The sequence below is a fragment of the Betaproteobacteria bacterium genome (assembly GCA_016720855.1).
Taxonomy (GTDB): domain Bacteria; phylum Pseudomonadota; class Gammaproteobacteria; order Burkholderiales; family Usitatibacteraceae; genus FEB-7.
This window is the reverse complement of the sequence record JADKJU010000001.1, coordinates 1,521,939-1,542,900: the sequence shown is the minus strand read 5'-3', so window position 1 is coordinate 1,542,900 and position 20,962 is coordinate 1,521,939. Positions and strand designations below refer to the sequence as shown.

The following is a 20,962-nucleotide window of genomic DNA, read 5'->3' as shown; positions in this document are numbered from 1 at the left end:
ATGGCAATGATTGTCCGCGCCGATCGGCGCGATGAGAGACTTCAAGACGGTCTTGCACCAGGGGTTCATGGTAGGTCGACAAGTCGCCTCGGCGCCAGACCGGCGATATTTCACTTGTAGCGGCTGTCGACGCTCGCCAGCACCGCGCCCGATTGGCGCTGGCGCCCCAGTGCCAGGTCGTGATCGGCGGGGAACCGGGTTCCGCAGGCGTTCGCGGCCACCCACACGCCGAACCCGGAGCGTTGAAGGCCGTGCGCCGTCTGCATCAGGCAGACGTGCGTCTCGCAATCCCATCGCCCGCCCGAACTGGGTGGGGTTGGCTTTGTCCCCTTTGCCGCCGGTTTCTGGCGTGCGCCAGTAATGGCTGCCCCGGTTGCTGTAGAGCGAACTGAACAGCACGCCGACCTGTCGACCACGCAGATCTATACACACGTTTGCATACTGAAACTCAGGGAAGTTCACGCGGCAACGCATCCTCGGGAGGCAGTTGTTCGCCCCAAGTGCATATGATAATGTTTAGCAATACAGGATTATCATATAACAAGGCCACCGGTTCCGTCGGGCGGCCGCACGAGGCGCGCCGCCATGATTTCCGACAACGTCGTTCGCAAGGCAACACGCCTTGCGTTGGTCATTGCATTGGCCGCAATGGGACCGACTGCATTGGCGAAGCCGGTGGTGGAGAGTTGTCCCCTGTGGGAGGCCTACCCTTACCGCGCGCCAAGCGCCATTGCGGCGGTTCTCTCCTACTACCAGGGCTACGCGCAGGCGCACCCCGAATGCGGCGGTGTCTCAAGCGTCAGCTGCACGATGATCTACACGAACATCTCCCAGCGATGCTCGGTGACGTTCCAGAATGCCGTGGGTTATTGGTGTCAGGAGCAAATCGGGACCGTCCCGGGGGTCGGAATCGCCGTCACTCTCAAGGACAGCGATGGGTCTCTGTGGTTGAGCGGCAGCGAGCCGCATTCGACCTGGTGCGGCCACAACGAAAGCGACACCGAACCGCTCTCGAAGAACAGAGGGCCCGACGATCCCTGCCCGCACTGCAATCCCGGGCAGCCGATGAACACGAATAAGCCAATCAACACCGCGACAGGAAACAAGTTCCGGCGCGAAGTCGATTCCGAGCGGGCGGGTGCGAGCGCGCTGGAGTTCGTGCGCTACTACAACTCCCAGTCGGGGGGTGATCGCAACGTGGTCGGAGCCCGCTGGACCCACACGTGGCAGCGCGGAATCCGTGAGCTGCCCTGGGGCGAGGCGATGCTCGACCGCCATGACGGGAAGATGCTGCGCTACCGGGGAAGCGGACTCGGGATGTGGACGGGCGATCTCGATGCCAAGGATCGCCTGGAGAAGACGGCCGGCGGCTGGAAGCTCACCACGAGCGATGAGCAGGTGGAGAACTACGATTCGAGCGGGAGACTGATCTCCCTCGTCGATCGCGAGGGTCGTGCAACCACGCTCTTCTACAGTTCCGGCGTCCTGGGCGGTGCGGACGGACCGGCCTACCTGGACGACCCGCTGCCCGTTCCTCCGGGCTTGCTCATCAGGGTCGAGGACCACCTGGGAAGGTCCCTGCGTCTTGACTATCTCAAGTCCGGGTTCCTGAGGCAGGTGACGGATCCGACCGGCCGGCACACCCTGTACACGGTCGATGCCAACCTGGATCTGGCGAGCGTCACCTACCCGGTCGAGGGCAATCCGGCGGGGGAGACCAAGACCTTCTTCTACAACGAGCCCGGTCGCACGCAAGGGGTCAATCGACCGCACTACCTGACCGGCAGCGACGACGGCCGCCTGTCGCTCCCCGGCGAGGCTCATTCGTCCTTCTACGAGTACGACGCCTCTGGCCGGGCCATGACCTCCGGCCGCCTGGGCAACGTCGAGATCGAGCGGGTGACCTACGACTCCGCAACCAGTTCGCGCATCCAGGACACGATGGGCACGGTGCGCGCAGTTGGACACGCGTTCGTGCAGGGCGTCGCCAGGAGAACCCATGTCGATACGCCTGGCCAGCCGCGGGCATCCACCGCCTATGATTCGAACGGAAACATCAAGAGCTATATCGATGCCAAGGGGAACCTCACCTGCTACGCGTTCGATGCGGCCCGCAACCTGGAGACCCGGCGCACCGAAGGGCTGAGTTCCAGCGGGACTTGCACGGCAAGGGTCGTAACGAACGCCACCCGGACCATCGAGACCGAATGGCACGCGACGATGCGGGTGAAGAAGCGGGTGGCCGAGCCGCTACGCATCACGACGTTCGCCTATCACGGTGAGCCTGGGAGCAACTGCGCCCCGGCAGGCGCGAGCAGCGCGCTGGTGTGCGCGAAATCGCTCCAGGCGACAACCGACCCGACGGGAGACTCCGGTTTCGCCGCCGTGCCTGATGGAGCCGCCCGCATCTGGAGTTACGCCTACAACGCCCAGGGGCAGGTCACCTCCCTGGACGGCCCGCGCACCGACGTGCTCGATACCACCACGAACGCCTACTACGCCGCCGCCGACCCGGCCGGCAACTACCGCGCGGGGGATCCTGCCTCGATCACCAACGCCCGGGGCCACGCGACGCAATTCACGCACTACGACGGCGCCGGGCGCCTGGCGCGCCTGGTCGATGCCAACGGTCTGGAAACCGTGCTTGCCTATGGGCCGCGCGGCTGGCTCAGGAGCCGGGCGGTGGGCAGCATCGCCACGGGCTTCGAGACCACCACGTACGACCACGACTTCACCGGCCAGCTCGTGAAGGTGACGCTGCCGGATGCGAGCTTCATCGAGTACGGCTACGACGATGCGCACCGGCTGGTATCGATGCGCGATGGCCTTGGCAACCGCATCGCCTATACGCTGGATGGGGCCGGCAATCGCACCGCGGAGCAGGCGTACGACGTGGGCAACACATTGGCCCGTGCTCACACCCGCGAATTCGACTCTCTGGGCAGGCTCTACCGCGACATCGGCGGCACTACCCCTGCCTCCCAGGTCACCCAGCAGGGTTACGACGCCAACAACAACCTCGTCTCGACTCTCGATCCCCTGGGCCGCACGACTGCGCAGCTCTATGATGCCCGCGACCACCTGACGGAGGTTCGCGACCCGTTCAACGGGGCCGCCTCTCCCACGCGCTACGCCTACAACGGCCAGGACCAGCTCACGCAGGTGACGGACTCCAAGGGACTCGCGACGAGCTACGCCGTGAACGGGCATGGGGAGATGCTCGCGCAGTCCAGCCCCGACACGGGCAGCACCGGGTTCAGCTACGATGCGGCCTCGAACCTCAAGTCCCGGCTCGATGCGCGAGGCGTCCAGGCCGCCTACACCTATGACGAACTCAATCGCATCACGCTGATTTCGTACCCCGACGAGACCGTCTCCTACGGCTACGACACGTGCGCCAACGGCATCGGGCGCCTGTGCAGCCTTGCCGATCGCACGGGGACCACGAGTTGGGCCTATGACCTGCGCGGGCGCGTCACCTCCAAGTCCCAGACCGTGGCCGGGCTCACGCAGGGCGTGGCCTACGCCTGGAACGCCGCCGGCCAGCTTCTGCGCCTCACCACGCCCGGCGGGCAGGTGGTCGACTACACTTACGCCAACAACTGGAATTCCCCCGCTTCTCCGGACACTACGCTAAGCCCGCATGAGTACGTTCGAACTCCATCGGGCTGACCTGCCCAAGCGTCGAATGTCGGCGCCGGGAATTGTAGAACACTTCGATGTAGTCGAAGATGTCGGCGCGCGCACTTCGCGCGTGGCGTACGTCCTGCGATAGACACGTTCCTTTTTGAGCGAGGCGAAGAAGCTCTCGACCGCGGAGTTGTCCCAACAGTCGCCGCGCTTGCTCATGCTGCAGGTGATGCCCTCGGCCGACAGCAGGCGCTGGAAGTCCTCGCTGGTGTATTGGCTGCCCTGGTCGGAATGGTGCAAAGCTCCGAAGGTTTGCCGCGTCGCCACAGCGCCATTATCAACGCGTCCAGCACCAGTTGCGCGGTCAGGGTGGGTTGCATAGACCAGCCGACCACGCGCCGGCTGAACAGATCCACCACAACGGCCAGGAACAACCAGCCCTCGCCCGTCCAGATGTAGGTGAAATCGGCTGCCCACTTCCGGTTCGGAGCAGCAGCGGCGAAGTCTCGCTCCAACACGTTCGGTGCGATGCTGTGTTCCGGACGCAATCCAATGTCGGCAGGCATGCGCCGCGGCTTGGGCTGCGCGCTCATGCCAGCCCCTCGCATCAGTCGCGCCACTCGATTCTCGCTGCAGGATTGGCCTGCGACGACCATGTCCTTCCAGACCCGCGGCGAGCCGTAGGTCTGGTGACTCAAGGCGAAGCTTTCCCGGATCAGCACCAGCAAGCCCGCGTTGGCGATCGAGCGCACGCTCGGCGAGCGTCCAAGCCACTCGTAGAACCCGCTCGACGACACCTCGAGCAAGCGGCACATCATCCGGGTCGGCCACACCGGCCGATAGCGGGCTACAAACACATACCTCACGTTGGTTCCTTCGCGAAGTAGCCCAGCGCTTTTTTAGAATGTCGCGCTCCATTCGAACTTTCGCCAACTCTCGCCTAAGCTGCTCGTTCTCCAGCGCTGCGCAGCCTTCAACGGCAATGCCCGGTCCTTCTCGTATCGACCTGCCGCGAAGTTGTCCACCCACCCCTTCAGGACCGAACGCTCCACGCCAAGCTCACGCGCAACCGCCGACACCGATCGTCCAGGTTGCTGTGTGAGTTCACTCCCTCGCGCTTGAACTCGGCCGTAAACTTCCGTCTTTGCTTCGTTGCCATCGAACACCTCCAATTGCCAGTTTGGCATCATCAGATGTGTCCGGGGAAACGGGGGAATTCCATACTTCGATCAAGAGACGGGGACGCATTACAACTACTTCAGGGATTACGACCCTGCAATCGGGAGGTATGTTCAGAGCGATCCAATTGGGCTGAAGGGCGGGATCGATACCTATGAGTATGTTAGGGGTAACCCACTCCGCCTCTTTGATCCCAAGGGACTACGAGAACCTCCCGCTGACGATTCGGGCAATCTTCCTTGGCCCGGACGCGATCCCGGTGATGTTGCATATCAGATTTGGTATGAGCTGACCCCTCAAGGCGACTGCGAGCGGAAATGCAAATGGTCCGTGACGCTCGCATGTGGCTTCGCCAGTGCGAGCATTCTCGTGATCTCAGAAGGGGCGGGCCTTCCGGGTCTTCCTGGCTTTGGATTCGGGTGCAGCCTCTACTTGTGGAATGAGTGCAAGAAGGGCTGCGATGAGCGGCGACAGGGGTGCTCGAAATGAAGGCCAAATGTGCAAGTTGCGGACAGGAAACTCAACGACCGATGTTCTCGAGCGACTTCACATGTCAGACCTGTGGGGCGATCTTGCGCGTCGAAAATAGCAATGCAAAGCGATTTGTGTCCTCAGCGGAGTTTGTCTTGATTCTCGTGGGGTTCTTCGCAGGCTCCGCCGTGGTATACGCGGCCCTTGCGTTTCTTATGTTTGGGGCACTTATCATTTATGTCGTGTGGTCGCTGAAATCACCAATGATCTTAGTGAAGCGCGGAAGATAAGGAGGCGGTGTTAAGCGGCAAGGAATCTCGATGTCGACTGCGCATTACAACTACTTCCGCGATTACGACCCTGCCATAGGTCGCTACATCGAGAGCGATCCATTTGGCCTGACGGCCGGCCTAAACACGTTTACCTACGTCTCGAGCCGCCCATTGAAAATCACGGATCGTCGCGGGCTCGCGGCGGATTGCCCCGGTTGCGCGGGCGGCGGCAGTAACGGAGGAGACGCCGCATGCTGTTGGCCACCCAAACGCGCTAGCTGGCTTGGCGGGCATCGGCGCACGGTGATGTGCTGCGGAGGCCGCAAGGTGTCGTGCGCGAATATAAGCGGGCCTGAGCCCGGCAACTCAGTACTTCGCAAGTTCGTTAAGAGGCATGAGGACCGGCATGTTCCTGACACGGTCTGTCTTGACTGCTTCAGCGTACATCGAGCCGTGTTCCGCGAGGGCGTCACCTGACGGTCGCAGTTTGTCGTGATTCGGTCGAGCGGATTCTCAAGGTGGACGACACTCTGCCTTGTTCGGGCGCACAGCAGAGGCCCTGCGCCACGAAGCCGCTATCACATGAACGGCAAGCCGCCGCCCTGTCAGTCCGGCGGGCTCTTGAGGATGTCGAGCACCGCCCGGAAGCGCTCGTGCTCGCAGCTGCGCAGCCACTCGAACGCGATCATCTCGACGCTCGCCAGGATGACGCCGGACTGACGCAGGCGTCCCGATGCCAGGTCGTGGTCGACGGGGAAGCGCGTGCCGCAGGCGTTCGCGGCCACCCAGACGCCGAACCCGGCGCGTTGCAGGCCGTGCGCGGTCTGCATGAGGCACACGTGTGTCTCGCAGCCGGCAATCACGACGTCCGTGGGGGAATGCCGGCCTCGTGAGCGCAGCACCTCCACCAGGCCGTCGGCGCAGCCGTCGAAGCTCATCTTCGCGAGCGTCACCTCGCACCGCTCGCGGATGGATTCGGCGTTGGGGCCGAGGCCGTGCGGATTCTCTTCCGTGCCGATGATGCGGATGCCGAGCGCGCGCGCGCAGTCCGCCAGGCGCACGGCCTGGGCGAGGACTTGCGCGCCGCGGTGGATGGCGGGCAGCAGCCGCAGCTGGTAGTCCACCAGCACGAGCGCGCATTGCTGCGGGTCGATTGCGATGTTCATGGGTCACGCCCTTTCATCCGAGCAGCACGTTCACGATGGCATTGCCGATTCCCATGAGCGCCGCCCCCGAGATAAGGCCCGCGCAGATGGGCTCGCAGCCCTCGACCCAGAAGGTGTGCCCCGGCGTGCCTTTCGCGGGATTTCGCTTGCCTGCCCACCAGAAGATCATCGCTCCCACCCACATCGCGAAGGTGGCTTCCGGCGGCAGCACCACGCCCAGGCCGATGGACACCGCCGTGAGCGGGAAGCGCCCCCTGGTCGCGATGCGCGCCACCTCGATGACGACCGCGCACACCGCCGCCACGATCATCGACACGATGGCGGAATGCGGGAGGCTGGCGAGGCCCTTGGTGATGATGTCCGCCACGCCCTTCCACTGCACGGCGCCGGGCATGGCGAACTGCTCGGAGACGAGGGTCGCGGTCGTGCGCAAGCCGTTGGCGTCCGGCGGCAGGAAGAGCAGGAAGTAGAGCGGCACGCAGGCGATTGCGCCCGCGACGAGGCCGATCACGTGCCCGACCGCCTGCTGGCGCGGCTTGGCCCCCAGCATGTAGCCCGGCTTGATGTCGGACAGGAGATTGGCGGCATTGGAGGCGATTTCCGCCGTCATGCCCGCGGGGATGAGGTTGCTCGCGGGGTTGGTGCGGTCGATGGCGCCCATGGTGAACTGCGTGATCTTGGCGAGGGACCCGGTGGGTGTCCAGGAGGTGAGCGCCATGGAATTCGTGCAGATGATCGTCAGCACGAAGATGAGCGGGAGCGCCACGAAGGCCAAAAGCCAGGGCACGCCGAAGAACTCGTGCGTGACCCACGCGCCCAGCACGCTGAACACGGGCACGCCGGCCGCCGATACCCACAGCGGGAACTCGATGTCCCTGAGGACGTCCGTGCCGGTCTCCTTCCTGCCCCGCAGGGACTTGAAGGCGCTCCGGAAGAGCTCCGGCCGGCCCGCGAGGCTCACGAGCGAGCCCACCACCATCATCGTGACGCCCCACCACAGCGACCACTGGTTCACGATCTCGGCGCGCGAGATGGGCACCACGGCGCCCGCAGGCGAGATGCGCTGCACGATGTCGCCGGCCTGGATCATGAGGGGCGCCAGGATCACGAAGTTCACGAACGCGCCCAGCAGGCAGCTCGTGGCGACCGCGATGCCCATGAGCCCGCCCACGCCCAGCATCGCCGCGTCCAGCGTGAGGCGAAGCCCGAGCTGGCGAAAATCGGTGCCGAGGATCTTCGGGATCCACATCCCCCCCTTGGAGGCCGCGGCGTAGTAATACGCGTCCAGCCGCTCGTGGAGGACCCACGCCTGCCCGAGGCCGGCCCACTGGTCCATGCGCAGGATCTTCAGCTGCAGGAGCTTCATCCATCCGTCGCTGATCACGAACTGGTAGAGGCCCGTGAAGAGCGCGGTGTAGCCCAGCAGCTTCGCCTTGTACATTCCCGCGGCCGCGGCCCCCGTGTAGAGCGCGTCCAGGACGACACCGCAGGCGCGCCCCTCCGGGAAGGGCAGCTGCTCCTCGTTGATGAACCGGCGCTTCATCGGGAAGGCGAGCAGCACGCCGATCATGGAGACCACCACCATCCACACCATCATCTGCCACCACGGGACGATCTTTCCCGTGACGAGCATGTAGGCCGCGAGGCTCGACGTGAGGGGCGCCACCACGTACCCGGCAGCGGTGGCGATGGATTGCGTGCAGTTGTTCTCGAGGATGGTGAAGTCGGCCGCGAGTCCCGCGCCGTGCAGGATGCGGAACATCGCGAAGGCGAGGATCACCGAGGTCAGGCCCACGCCGATGGTGATGCCGGTCTTGGCGCTGATGTACAGGCCGGTGGCCGCCAGCACGCCGCCCAGCATGAAACCGGTGACGCCCGAGCGGATCGTGAGCTGCGGCATATCGCCGCGGAACACGGTGGAGAACCACCACTCGTCCTTCTGCGCCCGGGTCCAGGAGCGGACCTGTTCTTCGGAAAGCTGGATGAGCGCCATGGATCCTCGCGGTGGCGTTGGGGGGAACCCGGCGGGACCGCGGGGGCCCGTCGCCCGCGAGGATACCCTAGCGCAGGCTCAACCTGCGCTGCGTCTCGGACACGAATTCCTCCATGTCCGGGTCGAGGGCGATGCGGGAGGAAACGATGCCGATCGGTTCTCCGTTCTCGACCACCGGCACGTGGCGGAACCCGTGGTCATGCATGAGGAGGAGGGCGCGCCCGAAGATCTCGTCCGGGTCCACGGTGACGGGATCGGGCGTCATCACCTCACTGATGCGCGTCGTCGACGGGTCGAGGCCTTGGGCAATGACGCGGAAGACCGCGTCGCGCTCGGTGAAGATGCCGACGAGCTTCCTGTCCTCGACCACCATGAGGGCGCCGACGTTTTTCGCCGCCATGAGCTTCGCGGCCTTGGCCACGGTGGTCTCCCGTGGCGCGACCAGGCGCTTCTTGCGCTCCATCACGCTCTTGACCCGTTGGCTGTACATGCGAAGTCTCCTTCGCACCGAGGCTAGAGTCCCGGGAGCGCGGCGAGTTGACCAGGATCAACTAACGGGAATCTTGCGCCAGGAGATGCGGTATATGGCGTGGGCGAAGTCGTCCGAGACGAGCAGGGCCCCGTCCGGCATCTCCTGCACGTCCACCGGCCGGCCCCAGGCCTTGTCGGTGGCGGCGTCGAGAAAGCCCTCGGCGAACACGCCGTAATCCACCACCTTGCCGCCCTCGACCCGGGCGTGCATGACGCGGTAGCCGCTCTTCTTCGAGCGGTTCCATGACCCGTGCTCCGCGATGAAGGCCTGGTTGCGCCAGGCGGCGGGGAACATGGAGCCGGTGTAGAACCGCATGCCGAGCGAGGCCACGTGGGCCCCGAACTTCTGCGCGGGCGGCGTGAATTGCGCGCACGAGCGGCCCTTGGCGAAATCGGGATCGGGCACCTCGCCACCATGGCAGTACGGGAAGCCGAAGTGCATTCCGGGCTTCGGCGCGTGGTTCAGTTCGTCGGGCGGCACGTCGTCGCCCATCATGTCTCGGCCGTTGTCGGTGAACCACAGCTCCTTCGTCACCGGGTGCCAGTCGAACCCCACGGTGTTTCGCACGCCTCGCGCCACGATTTCCATGGCCGAGCCGTCGGGCTTCAGCCGCGTGATCGACGCATAGGGGTCCCCGCGGTCGCACACGTTGCACGGCGCGCCGACGGGGATGTAGAGCCACCCGTCGGGGCCGAAGCGGATGAACTTCCACCCGTGGTGACGGTCCGTGGGGTACTTGTCGTGGACGAGGACCGGCTTCGGCGCCTTTGGCAGGCTCGATTCGATCGCGTCGTAGCGCCAGACGCGGCTCACCTCCGCGACGAAGAGCGCACCGTGCCGGAACGCCACTCCGTTGGGCATTTCGAGGCCGGTGGCGATCGTGACCGTCTCGAGTGCCTTCATCCCGTCGTGGCGGATGGCGTACACGTTTCCGGCGGTGCGCGTCGAGACGAAAAGCCATCCCTTCTCGCCCAGGGCCATGGAGCGGGCATCCTTCACGCCTTCGGCGAAGACGGCGATCTCGAAGCCCGGCGGGAGCTTCACGCGATCGAGAGGGAGCGTGGCGGCGGCGGCGAGCGGGGCCGCAGTCGCGAGGGCCAGGGCGATCCGGGCGAAGGCCTGTCCCACGGCGGAGCGGCTCAGTTCGCCTCGTCCGCGGAATACCACCGGGCCGAGGGAAGAACGAGGCCGCAGGTGTCGCCCGGATTCGGCCCCGGCTGGTGCCGGGTCTTCTGGATCCGGACGTCCTGGCCGCCGACATCGACGTGGTAATCCACGATCTCGCCCAGGTAGGCGCGGCGCCGGACCGTTCCGCGCAGGCCGCCCTCGGAGACGAAATCGATTTCCGTCGGTCGCGCCGCGAGCATCGCCTCGCCGGCTGCGACCAGTTCCCCGGGAGGCTCGCTCACCGCCGCCTTGGGCACCGGAATGCCGCCTGCCGCGATGCCGCCGGGGACAAGGCTCACGCGCACGAAACTCGACAGGCCCACGAAGGCATAGACGAAGCGGTTTGCCGGGTTGCGGTAAACCTCCGTCGGCTTGCCGATCTGCTGCACCACGCCGCTCTTCATGACCAGGATCCGGTCCGACAGCGCCATGGCCTCCGATTGGTCGTGGGTCACGTAGATGATCGAGAAGCCGAACCGGCGCTGCAGGTCCCGGATCTCGAAGCGCATCTCCTCGCGGAAATGCGGGTCGAGGCTGGACAGCGGCTCGTCGAGCAGCATGACGTCGGGCTGGATCGCGAGCGCCCGGGCAAGCGCCACGCGCTGCTTGCCGCCGCCGGACAGGTCGTCGGGACGGGAGGCGGCCACCTTCAGCAGGTTGGTTTGCTCCAGGGCCTCGCGCGTGCGCCGTTCGATGTCGGCGGCCGGGAGCTTGCGGATGCGCAGGGGGAAGGCGACGTTCTCGTAGACTGTCAGGTGGGGCCAGACGGCGAAGGCCTGGAAGACCATGCCGAAATTGCGCTGCTCGGGCGGCAGGTAATAGTTCGTGCGCTTCGAGGACAGCAGGCGGTCCCCGACGCGGATCTCGCCTTCATCGATGTCCTCGAATCCGGCCACCATGCGAAGCGTCGTCGTCTTGCCGCAGCCCGACGGCCCGAGCATCGCCAGGCACTCGCCGCTTTCCACGCCGAGATCGAGGCGATCGACGGCAATCACGTCGCCGAAGCGCTTGGTCACCTGCGAGAGCGTCACGTAGGTCATCGCGCCTACGCTCCGCTGGACGTCTTGAAGAAGCGCTTGATGACCACCTCGCCCGTCACGATCAGGATCAGGGCGATACCGGCGAGCGCTGCGGAATAGACCGTCTCGCCATCCTCGTTCAGCGTGTAGATCGCCACGCCGATGGTGCGGCTGGTCGGGCCGTAGAGCAGCACCGAAACGGTGAGCTCGCGAAGCGCCGGCAGGAAGATGAGGAAGAACGCCGCGAGCATCCCGGGCCGCACCAGGGGGATGACGATATCCTTGAGGGCCTGCCACATCGTGGCCCCGGAGGCGCGCGCGGCCTCCACCAGCGAGTCGTGCACCTGCTCCAGCGCCGCGGAGTTCGCCTTGAGGGAGAAGGCCATGTAGCGCGCGATGTAGGCGATGAGGATGATCCAGATCGTGTTGTAGAGGTTGACGCCGTACTTCCCGCCCCAGGCGAGGATCACGCCCAGGGCGATCACCGAGCCGGGCACGGAGAAGGGCAGCATCCCGAGGAACTCGAGGATCCCCTTGCCGCGCACCTTCATCTTGACGATCACGTAGGAGATGATGACCCCGGCGAACATCGTGATCAGGGCGGCGGCCAGGCCGAGGCCGAGGCTGTTCAGGATCGCGTCGCGGGTGAGTTGCCACTCGAAGAGGATGTGCCAGTAGTTGGCGAACGTCATGTTCTCCGCGGTGAAGGGCAGGCCGTAGGTCCTGAGACCGCCCACCAGGAAAATTGTCACCGTCGGCAGCACGATCGTGAAACCGATGTAGGCGATGCAGAAGACGAGCATCGGGATGCGAAGGCCGCGCAGCTTCAGCTCGGCCGGACGGAAGCTCTTGCCGGCGATGATCTGGTAGCGCCCGCGGGACAGGACCTTGTTCTGCACCCACAGGATGAAGGCGGCCGCGACCACCAGCACCGAGGCGAGAACGGTGCCCGTGCGGATGGAGTTGAAGCTGCCGGCGCTCTGGTGGATCTTCTCGTAGATGAGCGTGGGGATGTTGTAGATGCCGACCTCGATGCCCAGGACGGCGACCGTCCCGAAGTGCGCCATCGAGTAGAGCATGATGAGGAGCGCCCCGGACAGGATCGAGGGCATCACCAGCGGGATCGTGATCTTGCGCGTGATGGTGAGGAGGTCCGCGCCGGAGATGCGCGCCGATTCCTCGAGGGTCGGGTCCATCCGCTCCAGTGCGCCGCAGACCTGGATGAAGACGAACGGGAAGAGGTACATCGTCTCCACGCCGATGATTCCGGCATAGGTGTAGATGTCGAACACCGGGCCCGGCAAGCCGACGACGTCCATGAAGAAGCGGTTGATGTACCCGGACCGCGGCGACAGCAGCATCTTCCAGGCCAGCGCCCCGATGAACGAGGGCAGCATGAACGGCACGAGAAAGAGCACCTTCATGGCGCCCTTGAACGGCAGGTCGGTGCGCGTGACCAGCCAGGCGAAGAAGGTGCCCACGATGGTGCCGGTGATCGTGACGCCGGTGGCGAGGAAGAGCGAGTTGAGCAGGGCCTCGTAGGTGTCCTTCTCGCGAAGCACCTTCACGACGTCGGTCACGTTGAAGGCGCCGTTCACCCAGAACGCGTTGAAGAAGATCAGGAGGACGGGCACGGCCACGAAGATGACCAGGATGGCCACCGCCAGGCCGAAGAGGATCTGCGGCGTCCCGAAGCGTGAAGCTGTCGTGGCGCTCATGCGGTTTGCCCTTCGAGGGCGTCGGCGTCGAACCACTGAACGGCGTGGAAGCCGACGCGGCAGGGCTCGCCCTCCGCCAGGTCGATCCCGGTCCGGAAGGCGTGGCTGCTCTCGATGGCGGCGCGGATCGTCGTGCCGCCCACTTCGACGAGATAGTCCATCTGGGCGCCGAGGAAGCTGGCCCGCCGGACGACGCCCGGCAATCCGTCGCCTTCACGGGTCAGGATGACGTCGCTGGGCCGGAACCCGACCGCGATGCGCCCACCCTCCCGGTCGGGCGCGGGGCCGCGCCACGGCGTCGTTCCGTCGGCGAGCCGCAGGTCACCGCCTTCGCGGCGCACCTGCAGGAAATTCGCGATGCCGAGGAAGCGGAAGACGTAGCTGTCGCCGGGATGGTCGAAGAGCTCGTCGGGAGCGCCCGCCTGGCGAACTCGTCCGGAGGCGTCCATCACCGCCATGCGGTCGGCGATGGCGAGAGCGATCTCCTGGTCGTGCGTGACATAGAGAACCGTGATGCCCAGGCGCTGCTGCAGCTCCTTGATCTCGAAGCGCATCTCCTCGCGCAGGTTGGCGTCCAGGTTGTTGAGCGGCTCGTCGAGCAGCAGAAGCTTCGGCCGGGACACGAGGGCGCGTGCGAGCGCCACCCGCTGCTGCTGGCCGCCCGAGAGCTGGGAGGGAAGGCGCGAGGCGAGCCCGGTGAGTCCCACCTGCGCCACCGCCTCCTCGGTGCGGCTGCGCAATTCGCCCTCGGACACGCGGGCGATTTTGAGCGGGTAGGCGATGTTGTCGAAGACCGTCATGTGCGGCCAGACGGCATAGTCCTGGAAGACCATGCCGATGCCGCGCTCGTTCGGGGGAACGTCGATGCCTCGGGCCGCGTCGGCGACGACGGCGTCGCCGATGAGGATGCGTCCGGCGTCGGCCGCTTCGAACCCGGCCAGCAGCCGCATGAGCACCGTCTTGCCGCAGCCGGAGGGGCCGAGCAGCGTGAAGCACTGCCCCTCGGTCACCTCGAGATCCAGGTTCGAATGGACGCGATGGGAACCGTAGGCCTTCGCCAGGCCCTCGATGCGAACGCCGGCCACGTTGCGGCCGGCTACTTCTTCTGCATGATGTCGGAGAACTTCTTGACGGCGGCTTCCTTCTCCGCCATCAGCTGGACATAGTCGATCTTGATGGCGCGCTTCATGGCGTCGGCAACTGCCGGCAGGTTGAACTTCGCCGGGACCTGGACGTCCGTGCGGACCGGGAGCGTTCCTTCGTTCGCGATGATCGTCTGGCCTTCCTTCGACAGGACGAAGTCGACGAATTTCTTCGCCGCCTCGGTGTTGGGGCTGCCCTTGAAGATCGCGACCGGACTCGGGATCACCAGCATTTCCGGCGGGTAGGCGAGCGCGAGGGTGGCGCCCTTGCCGATCTTGTCGAGGGTGATGTAGTCCACCGCGAGGCTCGCCACCAGGTCGCCGGAGGCCGTGTCGTCCACGACCTGCCCGGAGCCCTTGCCCATCTTCGCGCCGTTGGCGCGCAGGGCCTCGAAGTAGGACCAGCCGAACGCCTTGGACAGGAGGGCCACGCTCATGTAGGCCGTGCCCGAGAGCGCCGGGTTGGCGATGCCGAACGCACCCTTGAAGGCGGGCTTCTGGAGATCCTGCCAGTTCTGCGGGGGCGTCTTGATGAGCCGGGTGTTGTAAGCGATGCCTAGCGTCCCGAGGCGAACGGCCGTGAAGGATCCGTCGTATTCCGGCAGCGGATTGACCAGGGACTTGATCTCGGCGGGGATGTAGGGCTGGAGCATGCCCTGCGCCTTGAGCTGGTAGAAATCCGGGACTTCGCTGGTCCAAAGGACGTCGGCGAGGATCTTGCCGGACTCGCGCTCGGCCGCGATCTTGGCCATGAGCTTGCCGGCGCCGGCCGACTGGTAGTCCATGTTGATTTCGGGGTGCTTCTTCACGAAGGCCGTCTTCAGCCCGCCGATGAGGGACTCCTTCATCGAGGTGTACACGAACAGCTTCTGCTGCGCCGTCGCTGCGGTCGACGCCACGCAGGCGAACAGGAAGGCGGCGAGCGCGCCCAGGGTGCGGTGCTTCATGGGGGATCTCCCTTGGTTGAATGCAAAGAGAAGGCGAAAGATAGCACTATTGAATCGTCGGGCCCGCCTGGCCGGCTTGACTGGCGTCAACTCCCGTGGCGGGGCACCGTGGCCAGGTCGTGCGGCCGGATGCCGGCGGTCGGGCCGGATGCCGGCGATCGGGCCGGATCCGGGACGCGTCGCGCCCGGTTTCGGTTGAAATACCGCCTGTGCGCGGTGGCACAATTGCGCCACGATCCGCCGTGATAGCTTCAGGGCGTGCTCGACACGACTCCATTCCACTGGCCATGACGCTCCACGAACCGCACAAGCGCAGTACCGCCGAGGTCCTCGATGACCCGGCCGTCCACGCGGCGCTTTTCGATGCCTTCCCCAGCCTGGTGTGGTGCGCGGATGGCGAGGGCGGGTGCAGCTTCGTGAACCAGGCCTGGACGGATTTCACCGGGCGCGCAATCGAGGTCGAGCGCGGTGCCGGCTGGCTCGGCTCCGCCCACCCGGATGACCGCGAAGCGCTCGGCCGGCAGTGGACGGAGGCCTACGGCCTGCGCCGCCGCCTGGAGACGGAATTCCGCCTGCGCCGCGCCGACGGCGAGTACGGATGGGTGCACCACTCCGCGGAGCCGGTCACCGACGGGACAGGGCGGTTGGCGGGCTACCTTGGCACCTGCCACGACATCAGCGAGCGGCGCAACGCCGAGCTCAAGGCGCGGGCGCGGGAGCAGGAGATCCGCCTTCTGGCGGACAACGTGCCGGTGCTCATCTCGCATTTCACCGCTCCGGACATGCGCTGCCTCTTCGCGAACAAAGGCTATGCCTCCACATGGGGCTGGGACGTCGATTCGATCATCGGGCACACGGTGGAGGAGATCATCGGCGCGGAGGGCTACCGGCAGATAGAGCCCTACATCCAGCGCGTCGTGAAAGGCGAGACCACCACCTACGAGCGGAAGATTCCGGGCGCGGACGGCGGCGAGCGCGTGATCGAGGTGAATCTGCTGCCGCAGTTCGCCGAGGAAGGGACGGTCGCGGCGGCCTTCGTGCTGATCTCCGACATCACGCGCCACCGGCATTCGGAGCAGGCGGTGCGCGACAGCGAGGAGCGGCTGCGCAAGTTTTCCGACGCCACGCACGAGGGAATCGTGTTCCACGAGAACGGGGTGTTCACGGACTGCAACGATGCCGTGCTCCGCCTTTTCGGGTACCGCTACGAGGAGCTCGTCGGCCAACCCGTGCTCGACTTCGTGGCGCCCGAATCGCGCGACACGGTGCTCAACAACATCCGCATGGGCTACGAGCGCGTGTACGAGGCGGTGCTCCTGCACAAGGACGGCAGCCGCATCGTGGTGGAGCAGACCGGAAAGGTGATGCCCTACAAGGACAAGCACTATCGCATGACGGTGATCCGCGACATCCGCGACCGCAAGGAGGCCGAGGCGCGCATCCACTTCCTTGCCCACCACGACACGCTCACGGGGCTGCCCAACCGCGCTCTCCTCATGGATCGCATCGAGTTCATCCTCGCCTCGGCGCGGCGGCGCGAATCGAAGGTCGGCATCCTGTTCATCGACCTGGACAACTTCAAGACGGTGAACGATTCCCTGGGCCATGCCGCGGGCGATGCCCTGCTGCGGCTGGTCGCGTCCCGCCTCGAGGGGGCGCTTCGCTCGGTGGACGTGATTTCGCGCCTGGGAGGGGACGAGTTCCTGGTGGTCCTTCCCGACCTCGAGGACGAGCAGTCCCCGGCGGCGGTGGCGGACAAGCTCCTCGCGGCGGTCTCCGAGCCGGTCGTGCTCGAGGGGCACGACCTCACGGTCAGCCCCTCCATCGGCATTGCCGTCTTTCCGCGCGATGGCGCCAACGCGGACACGCTCATCAAGAACGCGGATGCGGCGATGTACCTCGCCAAGGACCGCGGACGCAGCAACTACCAGTTCTTCAGCGAGCGATTGTCGCAGACGGCGTTCAATACGCTTTCACTGGAGACGAGGCTTCGGGAGGCGATCCGCGAGGAGGGCTTCGAGATCCATTACCAGCCCCAGGTTCGCGTCGACACCGGCCGGGTGGTGGGCGTGGAGGCCCTGATCCGCTGGCCGCAAGGCGACGGATCGGTGGTGATGCCGAACGACTTCATCCCGGTCGCGGAGCAGCGCGGGCTCATCATGCCCATTGGCGGCTGGGTATTGCGCAATGCGTGCCGGCAGAACCGCCTTTGGCAAGACTCCGGCCTGCCGCGAGTGCCCGTGGTGGTGAACCTGGCGGCGATCCAGTTCAGGCAGAAGAACCTGGTCGCGGACGTCGGGAGGGCGCTCGATGAAGCCGGCCTGGATGCCGAGTGGCTCGAGTTCGACCTGACCGAGAGCATGCTGATGAAGGAGACGCCCGATCTCATGCGTACCCTGGACGGGCTGCGCCTGCTGGGCGTGAGGCTCGCGATCGACGACTTCGGCACCGGGCATTCCTCGCTTGCCCTCCTGAAGCGCTTCCCGATCGAGAAGCTGAAGATCGACCGCTCGTTCGTGCGCGACATCGCCGACGACCCCAACGACCGGGCGATCTCGGCGGCCATCATCGACCTGGCGCGCAACATGGGCATCACCTCGATCGCCGAGGGCGTGGAGACCGTGGCGCAGCTCGATTTCCTGCGCGAGCGCGGCTGCGAGGAGATGCAGGGCTTCCTCGCGAGCCCGCCGCTGCCGGCCGAGGCGATGGCCATGTACCTGGCCGCGCACCGGGACGAGCCCGGCGCGCCTACCGTCATCGTGCCGCGAAGCGCGTGACCGCGATCGCGGCGGCGGCCAGCATAGCGCCCGCGAGGAAAGTTGACTGCGGGCCCGTGTAGTACCAGAGGGCGCCGGCAAGCACGCTGGCCACTAGCATCGCTGCGCCGCACGCGAGGTTGAAGACGCCGAAGGCCGTGCCGCGGCGTTCGGGCGGGGCCGCCGCCGCCACCATGGCCGAGAGCAGCCCCTGGGTGAGGCCCATGTGCACACCCCAGAGCGCGACTCCCGCGGCAAGCGCCAGCGCGCCGGAGGCGAGGGCGAGCGCGACGTCGGCCGCGACGAGCACCGCGGTGCCGATCGCGAGCAGCCCGCGCGTGCCCAGGTGGTCCGCCAGCCGCCCCGCCGGATAGGCGATGACGGCGAACACGATGTTCATGCCCACCATCACGAGCGGGATCATCGCGAGCGCAACGCCGAGGTCCTGTGCGCGCAGCACGAGAAAGGCCTCACTGAAACGGGCCAGCGTGAGCGTGGTGCCGGCAGCCGTCGCCCACCAGAACGCGCGGCCCAGCCCGCGGGCCGCGCGCCACGAAAACGGCACGCGCGGCCCGGCCTCGGACTTGCGCTTCGGCTCGCGCACGGCAATGGCCAGCAGCAGGAACGACAGGGCCCCCGGGATCACGGCCACCCAGAACACGGCGCGGAAATCGTTCGCCCACGCGAGCATGAGCGCCATGGCGAGCAGGGGGCCGACGAAGGCGCCCACGGTGTCCAGGGACTGGCGCAGGCCGAAGGCCGCGCCGCGCGACTCCGCAGGGGTCACGTCCGCGATGAGGGCATCGCGAGGCGCGCCGCGGATGCCCTTTCCGATCCGGTCGATGAAGCGCGCCCCGAAGACGAGCCACGGACCCGAGGCCAGCGCGAAGAGCGGCTTGGAGATCGCCCCCAGCCCGTAACCCGCTGCCGCGACCCACTTGCGGTGGCCGAGGGCATCCGAGAGCGTCCCCGAGAACACCTTGACCGCGAGGGCCGTCGCCTCGGCCACGCCCTCGATCACGCCCACCGCCAGCGCGCTCGCGCCCAGGCCGACGGTGAGGTAGAGCGGCAGCAGGCTGTGGATCATCTCGGAGGAGATGTCCATCAGCAGGCTCACGAAGCCCAGGATCCAGACGGTGCGCGGAATGGCGGGAGAGGGGTTCATCGCGGTACGGCGGACGCGGTGGCCATTCTAGCGTGGTGGCGCGCCGGCCACGAGCGATCCCGTCCGCGCCCGGCTCTTCGGTTACGATGATCGTTGCATCCGACAGGAGAGGTGGCCCGATGAAGGAAGGCGACGACGACGAGAAGAAGAATCCCGCGCAGGAACCGCCGCCCGCCGACCGGCTTTCCGTCACGCGCCATCGCGCGCGCCTCGGCGGACGCGACCTCGACTACACCGTCACCTGCGGCACGATCGTGCTGAGGGAGGAATCCGAGAAGGATGGCAAGGCCGAGAGCGACAAGGCGCGGGCGAGCGTCTTCTTCGTGGCCTACACGCTCGACGGCGCGGAGCCCGAAGCGCGCCCCGTGACCTTTTCCTTCAACGGCGGGCCGGGATCGAGCTCGGTCTGGCTACACCTTGGACTCCTGGGACCGAAGCGCGTCGAGCTGGACGACGAGGGCCGCGCGCCACCGCCCCCGGGCCGGCTCGTGGACAACGAGCATTCGCTCCTCGACCGCTCCGACCTCGTGTTCATCGATCCCGTGGGCACCGGCTACAGCCGCATGGTCGCCGGCGAGAAGGTCGCGGAGTTCCACGAATACAAGCGCGACCTCGAGAGCGTGGGCGAATTCATCCGCCTCTACTGCTCGCGCTACGCGCGCTGGTCGAGCCCCAAGTACCTCATCGGCGAGTCCTACGGCACGACGCGCGCGGCCGGGCTCTCGGGGCACCTGCTGGAGCGCTACGGGATGTACCTGAACGGTCTGATGCTCATCTCCTGCGCGCTCGACTTCACGGTGCTGCGATTCGAGGCCAACAACGACCTGCCGCCGGTACTCTTCCTGCCGACCTGCGCGGCCACGGCATGGCATCACGGAAAGCTCTGCGCGGACCTGCAGGCGAAGCCGCTTCGGGCCCTGCTCGACGAAGTCGAGGCCTACGCGGGAGGCGAGTACGCCGCGGCCCTCTTCAAGGGCGCCGGGCTTTCCGCCGCCGAGCGCTCGGGCGTGGCTGCCCGGGTCGCGCGTTACACCGGCCTCACGCCGGAGTACGTAGCGCGCACCAACCTTCGCGTCGAGATCTTCCGCTTCTGCAAGGAACTCCTGCGCGCCGAAGGGCGCACCGTGGGCCGCCTCGACAGCCGCTTCACCGGCACGGACCGCGACTCGGCTGGCGAGCGTTTCGAGTTCGATCCCGGATTCGCGGAGATCTTCGGGGCCTACGCCGCGGCGATGAACGACTACGTTCGCCGGACGCTCAAGTTCGAGGCCGACGCGCCCTACGAGGTGCTCAAGGGGCTCTACCTCAACTGGGGATGGAAGGACTTCGCCAACCGCTACGCCACCGTGGGCGAAACGCTGCGCAAGGCGCTCGCCATGAACCCGCACATGCGGGTGCTGGTCGCCAACGGCTACTACGACTTCGCCACGCCGCACTTCGCGAGCGACTACACCTTCGACCACCTGGGGGTGGAGGCGAAGCTGCGCGGGAACTTCACCGTGGGCTACTACGAGGCGGGGCACATGATGTACGTGCACAAGCCGTCGCTGGAGCGGCTGGCGAAGGACCTGAGGGCGTTCGTCGCGCCGTAGCGCGGGAGGCGACTGGCAAATGGCGCAGTCGCGGATACGTTCTTCCGGGTTTTTTTATTTGTGGGTTTGTTTTTTATTTTTGCGGCCAGATTGAATTGCTGCCAGCAGCGGCTTCGGCGGCATCTCGACATCGCTTCGGCCCGTGACGCCTGACGCAATTTGACCTGGCCGCAAAAATAAAAAACAAACCCACAAATAAAAAAACCCGGAAGA

At 66.1% G+C, this 20,962-nt stretch carries 15 protein-coding genes and 1 pseudogene; 5 read left to right on the top strand and 11 right to left on the bottom strand.

Annotation, left to right across the window (positions count from 1 at the left end; translation table 11 throughout):
• Positions 1 to 110: 110 nt before the first annotated feature.
• The gene (locus tag IPP91_06895) at positions 111 to 266 is read right to left on the bottom strand and encodes an isochorismatase family protein (protein ID MBL0141791.1); all 156 of its coding nucleotides are present in this window, start codon (positions 264 to 266) and stop codon (positions 111 to 113) included.
• 319 nt (positions 267 to 585) lie between these two features.
• Between IPP91_06895 and IPP91_06890 the strand changes: the two genes are divergently transcribed.
• The gene (locus IPP91_06890) at positions 586 to 3,672 is read left to right on the top strand and encodes an RHS repeat protein (GenBank protein MBL0141790.1); all 3,087 of its coding nucleotides are present in this window, start codon (positions 586 to 588) and stop codon (positions 3,670 to 3,672) included.
• Here the strand turns inward: IPP91_06890 and IPP91_06885 are convergent.
• Positions 3,629 to 4,789, bottom strand: a pseudogene (locus tag IPP91_06885) (IS3 family transposase). The gene IPP91_06890 and the pseudogene IPP91_06885 sit on opposite strands and share 44 nt — an antisense overlap.
• Here IPP91_06885 and IPP91_06880 point away from each other — a divergent pair.
• On the top strand, positions 4,783 to 5,298 hold the full coding sequence (locus tag IPP91_06880) for an RHS repeat-associated core domain-containing protein (GenBank protein MBL0141789.1): 516 nt from the start codon (positions 4,783 to 4,785) through the stop codon (positions 5,296 to 5,298). The pseudogene IPP91_06885 and the gene IPP91_06880 sit on opposite strands and share 7 nt — an antisense overlap.
• 302 nt (positions 5,299 to 5,600) lie before the next feature.
• Complete coding sequence (locus IPP91_06875) at positions 5,601 to 6,029, top strand: hypothetical protein (GenBank protein MBL0141788.1); 429 nt, start codon at positions 5,601 to 5,603, stop codon at positions 6,027 to 6,029.
• A gap of 128 nt (positions 6,030 to 6,157) precedes the next feature.
• Here the strand turns inward: IPP91_06875 and IPP91_06870 are convergent, their stop codons facing one another.
• From IPP91_06870 to IPP91_06835, 8 genes are all read right to left on the bottom strand, one after another.
• Entirely contained in the window at positions 6,158 to 6,718 is a 561-nt protein-coding gene (locus IPP91_06870; GenBank protein ID MBL0141787.1) for an isochorismatase family protein, read from the bottom strand.
• A gap of 13 nt (positions 6,719 to 6,731) precedes the next feature.
• Positions 6,732 to 8,711 (bottom strand): OPT/YSL family transporter, encoded by a 1,980-nt coding sequence (locus IPP91_06865; protein ID MBL0141786.1) that lies wholly within the window; start codon positions 8,709 to 8,711, stop codon positions 6,732 to 6,734.
• 67 nt (positions 8,712 to 8,778) lie between these two features.
• Positions 8,779 to 9,174 (bottom strand): CBS domain-containing protein, encoded by a 396-nt coding sequence (locus IPP91_06860; GenBank protein ID MBL0141785.1) that lies wholly within the window; start codon positions 9,172 to 9,174, stop codon positions 8,779 to 8,781.
• An 84-nt stretch (positions 9,175 to 9,258) separates the two neighbouring features.
• Positions 9,259 to 10,224 (bottom strand): sorbosone dehydrogenase family protein, encoded by a 966-nt coding sequence (locus IPP91_06855; GenBank protein MBL0141784.1) that lies wholly within the window; start codon positions 10,222 to 10,224, stop codon positions 9,259 to 9,261.
• Positions 10,225 to 10,382: 158 nt separating this feature from the next.
• Entirely contained in the window at positions 10,383 to 11,450 is a 1,068-nt protein-coding gene (locus IPP91_06850) for an ABC transporter ATP-binding protein (protein ID MBL0141783.1), read from the bottom strand.
• 5 nt (positions 11,451 to 11,455) lie between these two features.
• Positions 11,456 to 13,147, bottom strand: a complete 1,692-nt coding sequence (locus tag IPP91_06845; protein MBL0141782.1) for an iron ABC transporter permease — start codon at positions 13,145 to 13,147, stop codon at positions 11,456 to 11,458.
• Positions 13,144 to 14,232 (bottom strand): ABC transporter ATP-binding protein, encoded by a 1,089-nt coding sequence (locus IPP91_06840; protein MBL0141781.1) that lies wholly within the window; start codon positions 14,230 to 14,232, stop codon positions 13,144 to 13,146. The genes IPP91_06845 and IPP91_06840 overlap by 4 nt, the downstream gene beginning before the upstream one ends.
• Before the next feature lie 11 nt (positions 14,233 to 14,243).
• On the bottom strand, positions 14,244 to 15,236 hold the full coding sequence (locus IPP91_06835; GenBank protein ID MBL0141780.1) for an ABC transporter substrate-binding protein: 993 nt from the start codon (positions 15,234 to 15,236) through the stop codon (positions 14,244 to 14,246).
• A gap of 287 nt (positions 15,237 to 15,523) precedes the next feature.
• Here IPP91_06835 and IPP91_06830 point away from each other — a divergent pair, with 287 nt between their 5' ends.
• Positions 15,524 to 18,013 carry an EAL domain-containing protein gene (locus IPP91_06830; GenBank protein ID MBL0141779.1) on the top strand — a complete coding sequence of 830 codons (2,490 nt, stop codon included), beginning with the start codon at positions 15,524 to 15,526 and terminating at the stop codon, positions 18,011 to 18,013.
• Here IPP91_06830 and IPP91_06825 read toward each other — a convergent pair.
• The gene (locus tag IPP91_06825) at positions 17,991 to 19,157 is read right to left on the bottom strand and encodes an MFS transporter (protein ID MBL0141778.1); all 1,167 of its coding nucleotides are present in this window, start codon (positions 19,155 to 19,157) and stop codon (positions 17,991 to 17,993) included. The genes IPP91_06830 and IPP91_06825 overlap by 23 nt on opposite strands.
• Positions 19,158 to 19,276: 119 nt before the next feature.
• Here IPP91_06825 and IPP91_06820 point away from each other — a divergent pair, with 119 nt between their 5' ends.
• On the top strand, positions 19,277 to 20,749 hold the full coding sequence (locus IPP91_06820) for a peptidase S10 (GenBank protein MBL0141777.1): 1,473 nt from the start codon (positions 19,277 to 19,279) through the stop codon (positions 20,747 to 20,749).
• Positions 20,750 to 20,962 lie beyond the last annotated feature (213 nt).

Excerpts from the sequence above, each read along its gene's own strand:
- IPP91_06895 (MBL0141791.1), bottom strand. The coding sequence starts at position 266 with ATGCAGACGGCGCACGGCCTTCAACGCTCCGGGTTCGGCGTGTGGGTG.
- IPP91_06890 (MBL0141790.1), top strand. The coding sequence starts at position 586 with ATGATTTCCGACAACGTCGTTCGCAAGGCAACACGCCTTGCGTTGGTC.
- IPP91_06875 (MBL0141788.1), top strand. The coding sequence starts at position 5,601 with ATGTCGACTGCGCATTACAACTACTTCCGCGATTACGACCCTGCCATA.
- IPP91_06870 (MBL0141787.1), bottom strand. The coding sequence starts at position 6,718 with ATGAACATCGCAATCGACCCGCAGCAATGCGCGCTCGTGCTGGTGGAC.
- IPP91_06865 (MBL0141786.1), bottom strand. The coding sequence starts at position 8,711 with ATGGCGCTCATCCAGCTTTCCGAAGAACAGGTCCGCTCCTGGACCCGG.
- IPP91_06860 (MBL0141785.1), bottom strand. The coding sequence starts at position 9,174 with ATGGAGCGCAAGAAGCGCCTGGTCGCGCCACGGGAGACCACCGTGGCC.
- IPP91_06855 (MBL0141784.1), bottom strand. The coding sequence starts at position 10,224 with ATGGCCCTGGGCGAGAAGGGATGGCTTTTCGTCTCGACGCGCACCGCC.
- IPP91_06850 (MBL0141783.1), bottom strand. The coding sequence starts at position 11,450 with ATGACCTACGTGACGCTCTCGCAGGTGACCAAGCGCTTCGGCGACGTG.
- IPP91_06845 (MBL0141782.1), bottom strand. The coding sequence starts at position 13,147 with ATGAGCGCCACGACAGCTTCACGCTTCGGGACGCCGCAGATCCTCTTC.
- IPP91_06835 (MBL0141780.1), bottom strand. The coding sequence starts at position 15,236 with ATGAAGCACCGCACCCTGGGCGCGCTCGCCGCCTTCCTGTTCGCCTGC.
- IPP91_06830 (MBL0141779.1), top strand. The coding sequence starts at position 15,524 with ATGACGCTCCACGAACCGCACAAGCGCAGTACCGCCGAGGTCCTCGAT.
- IPP91_06825 (MBL0141778.1), bottom strand. The coding sequence starts at position 19,157 with ATGAACCCCTCTCCCGCCATTCCGCGCACCGTCTGGATCCTGGGCTTC.
- IPP91_06820 (MBL0141777.1), top strand. The coding sequence starts at position 19,277 with ATGAAGGAAGGCGACGACGACGAGAAGAAGAATCCCGCGCAGGAACCG.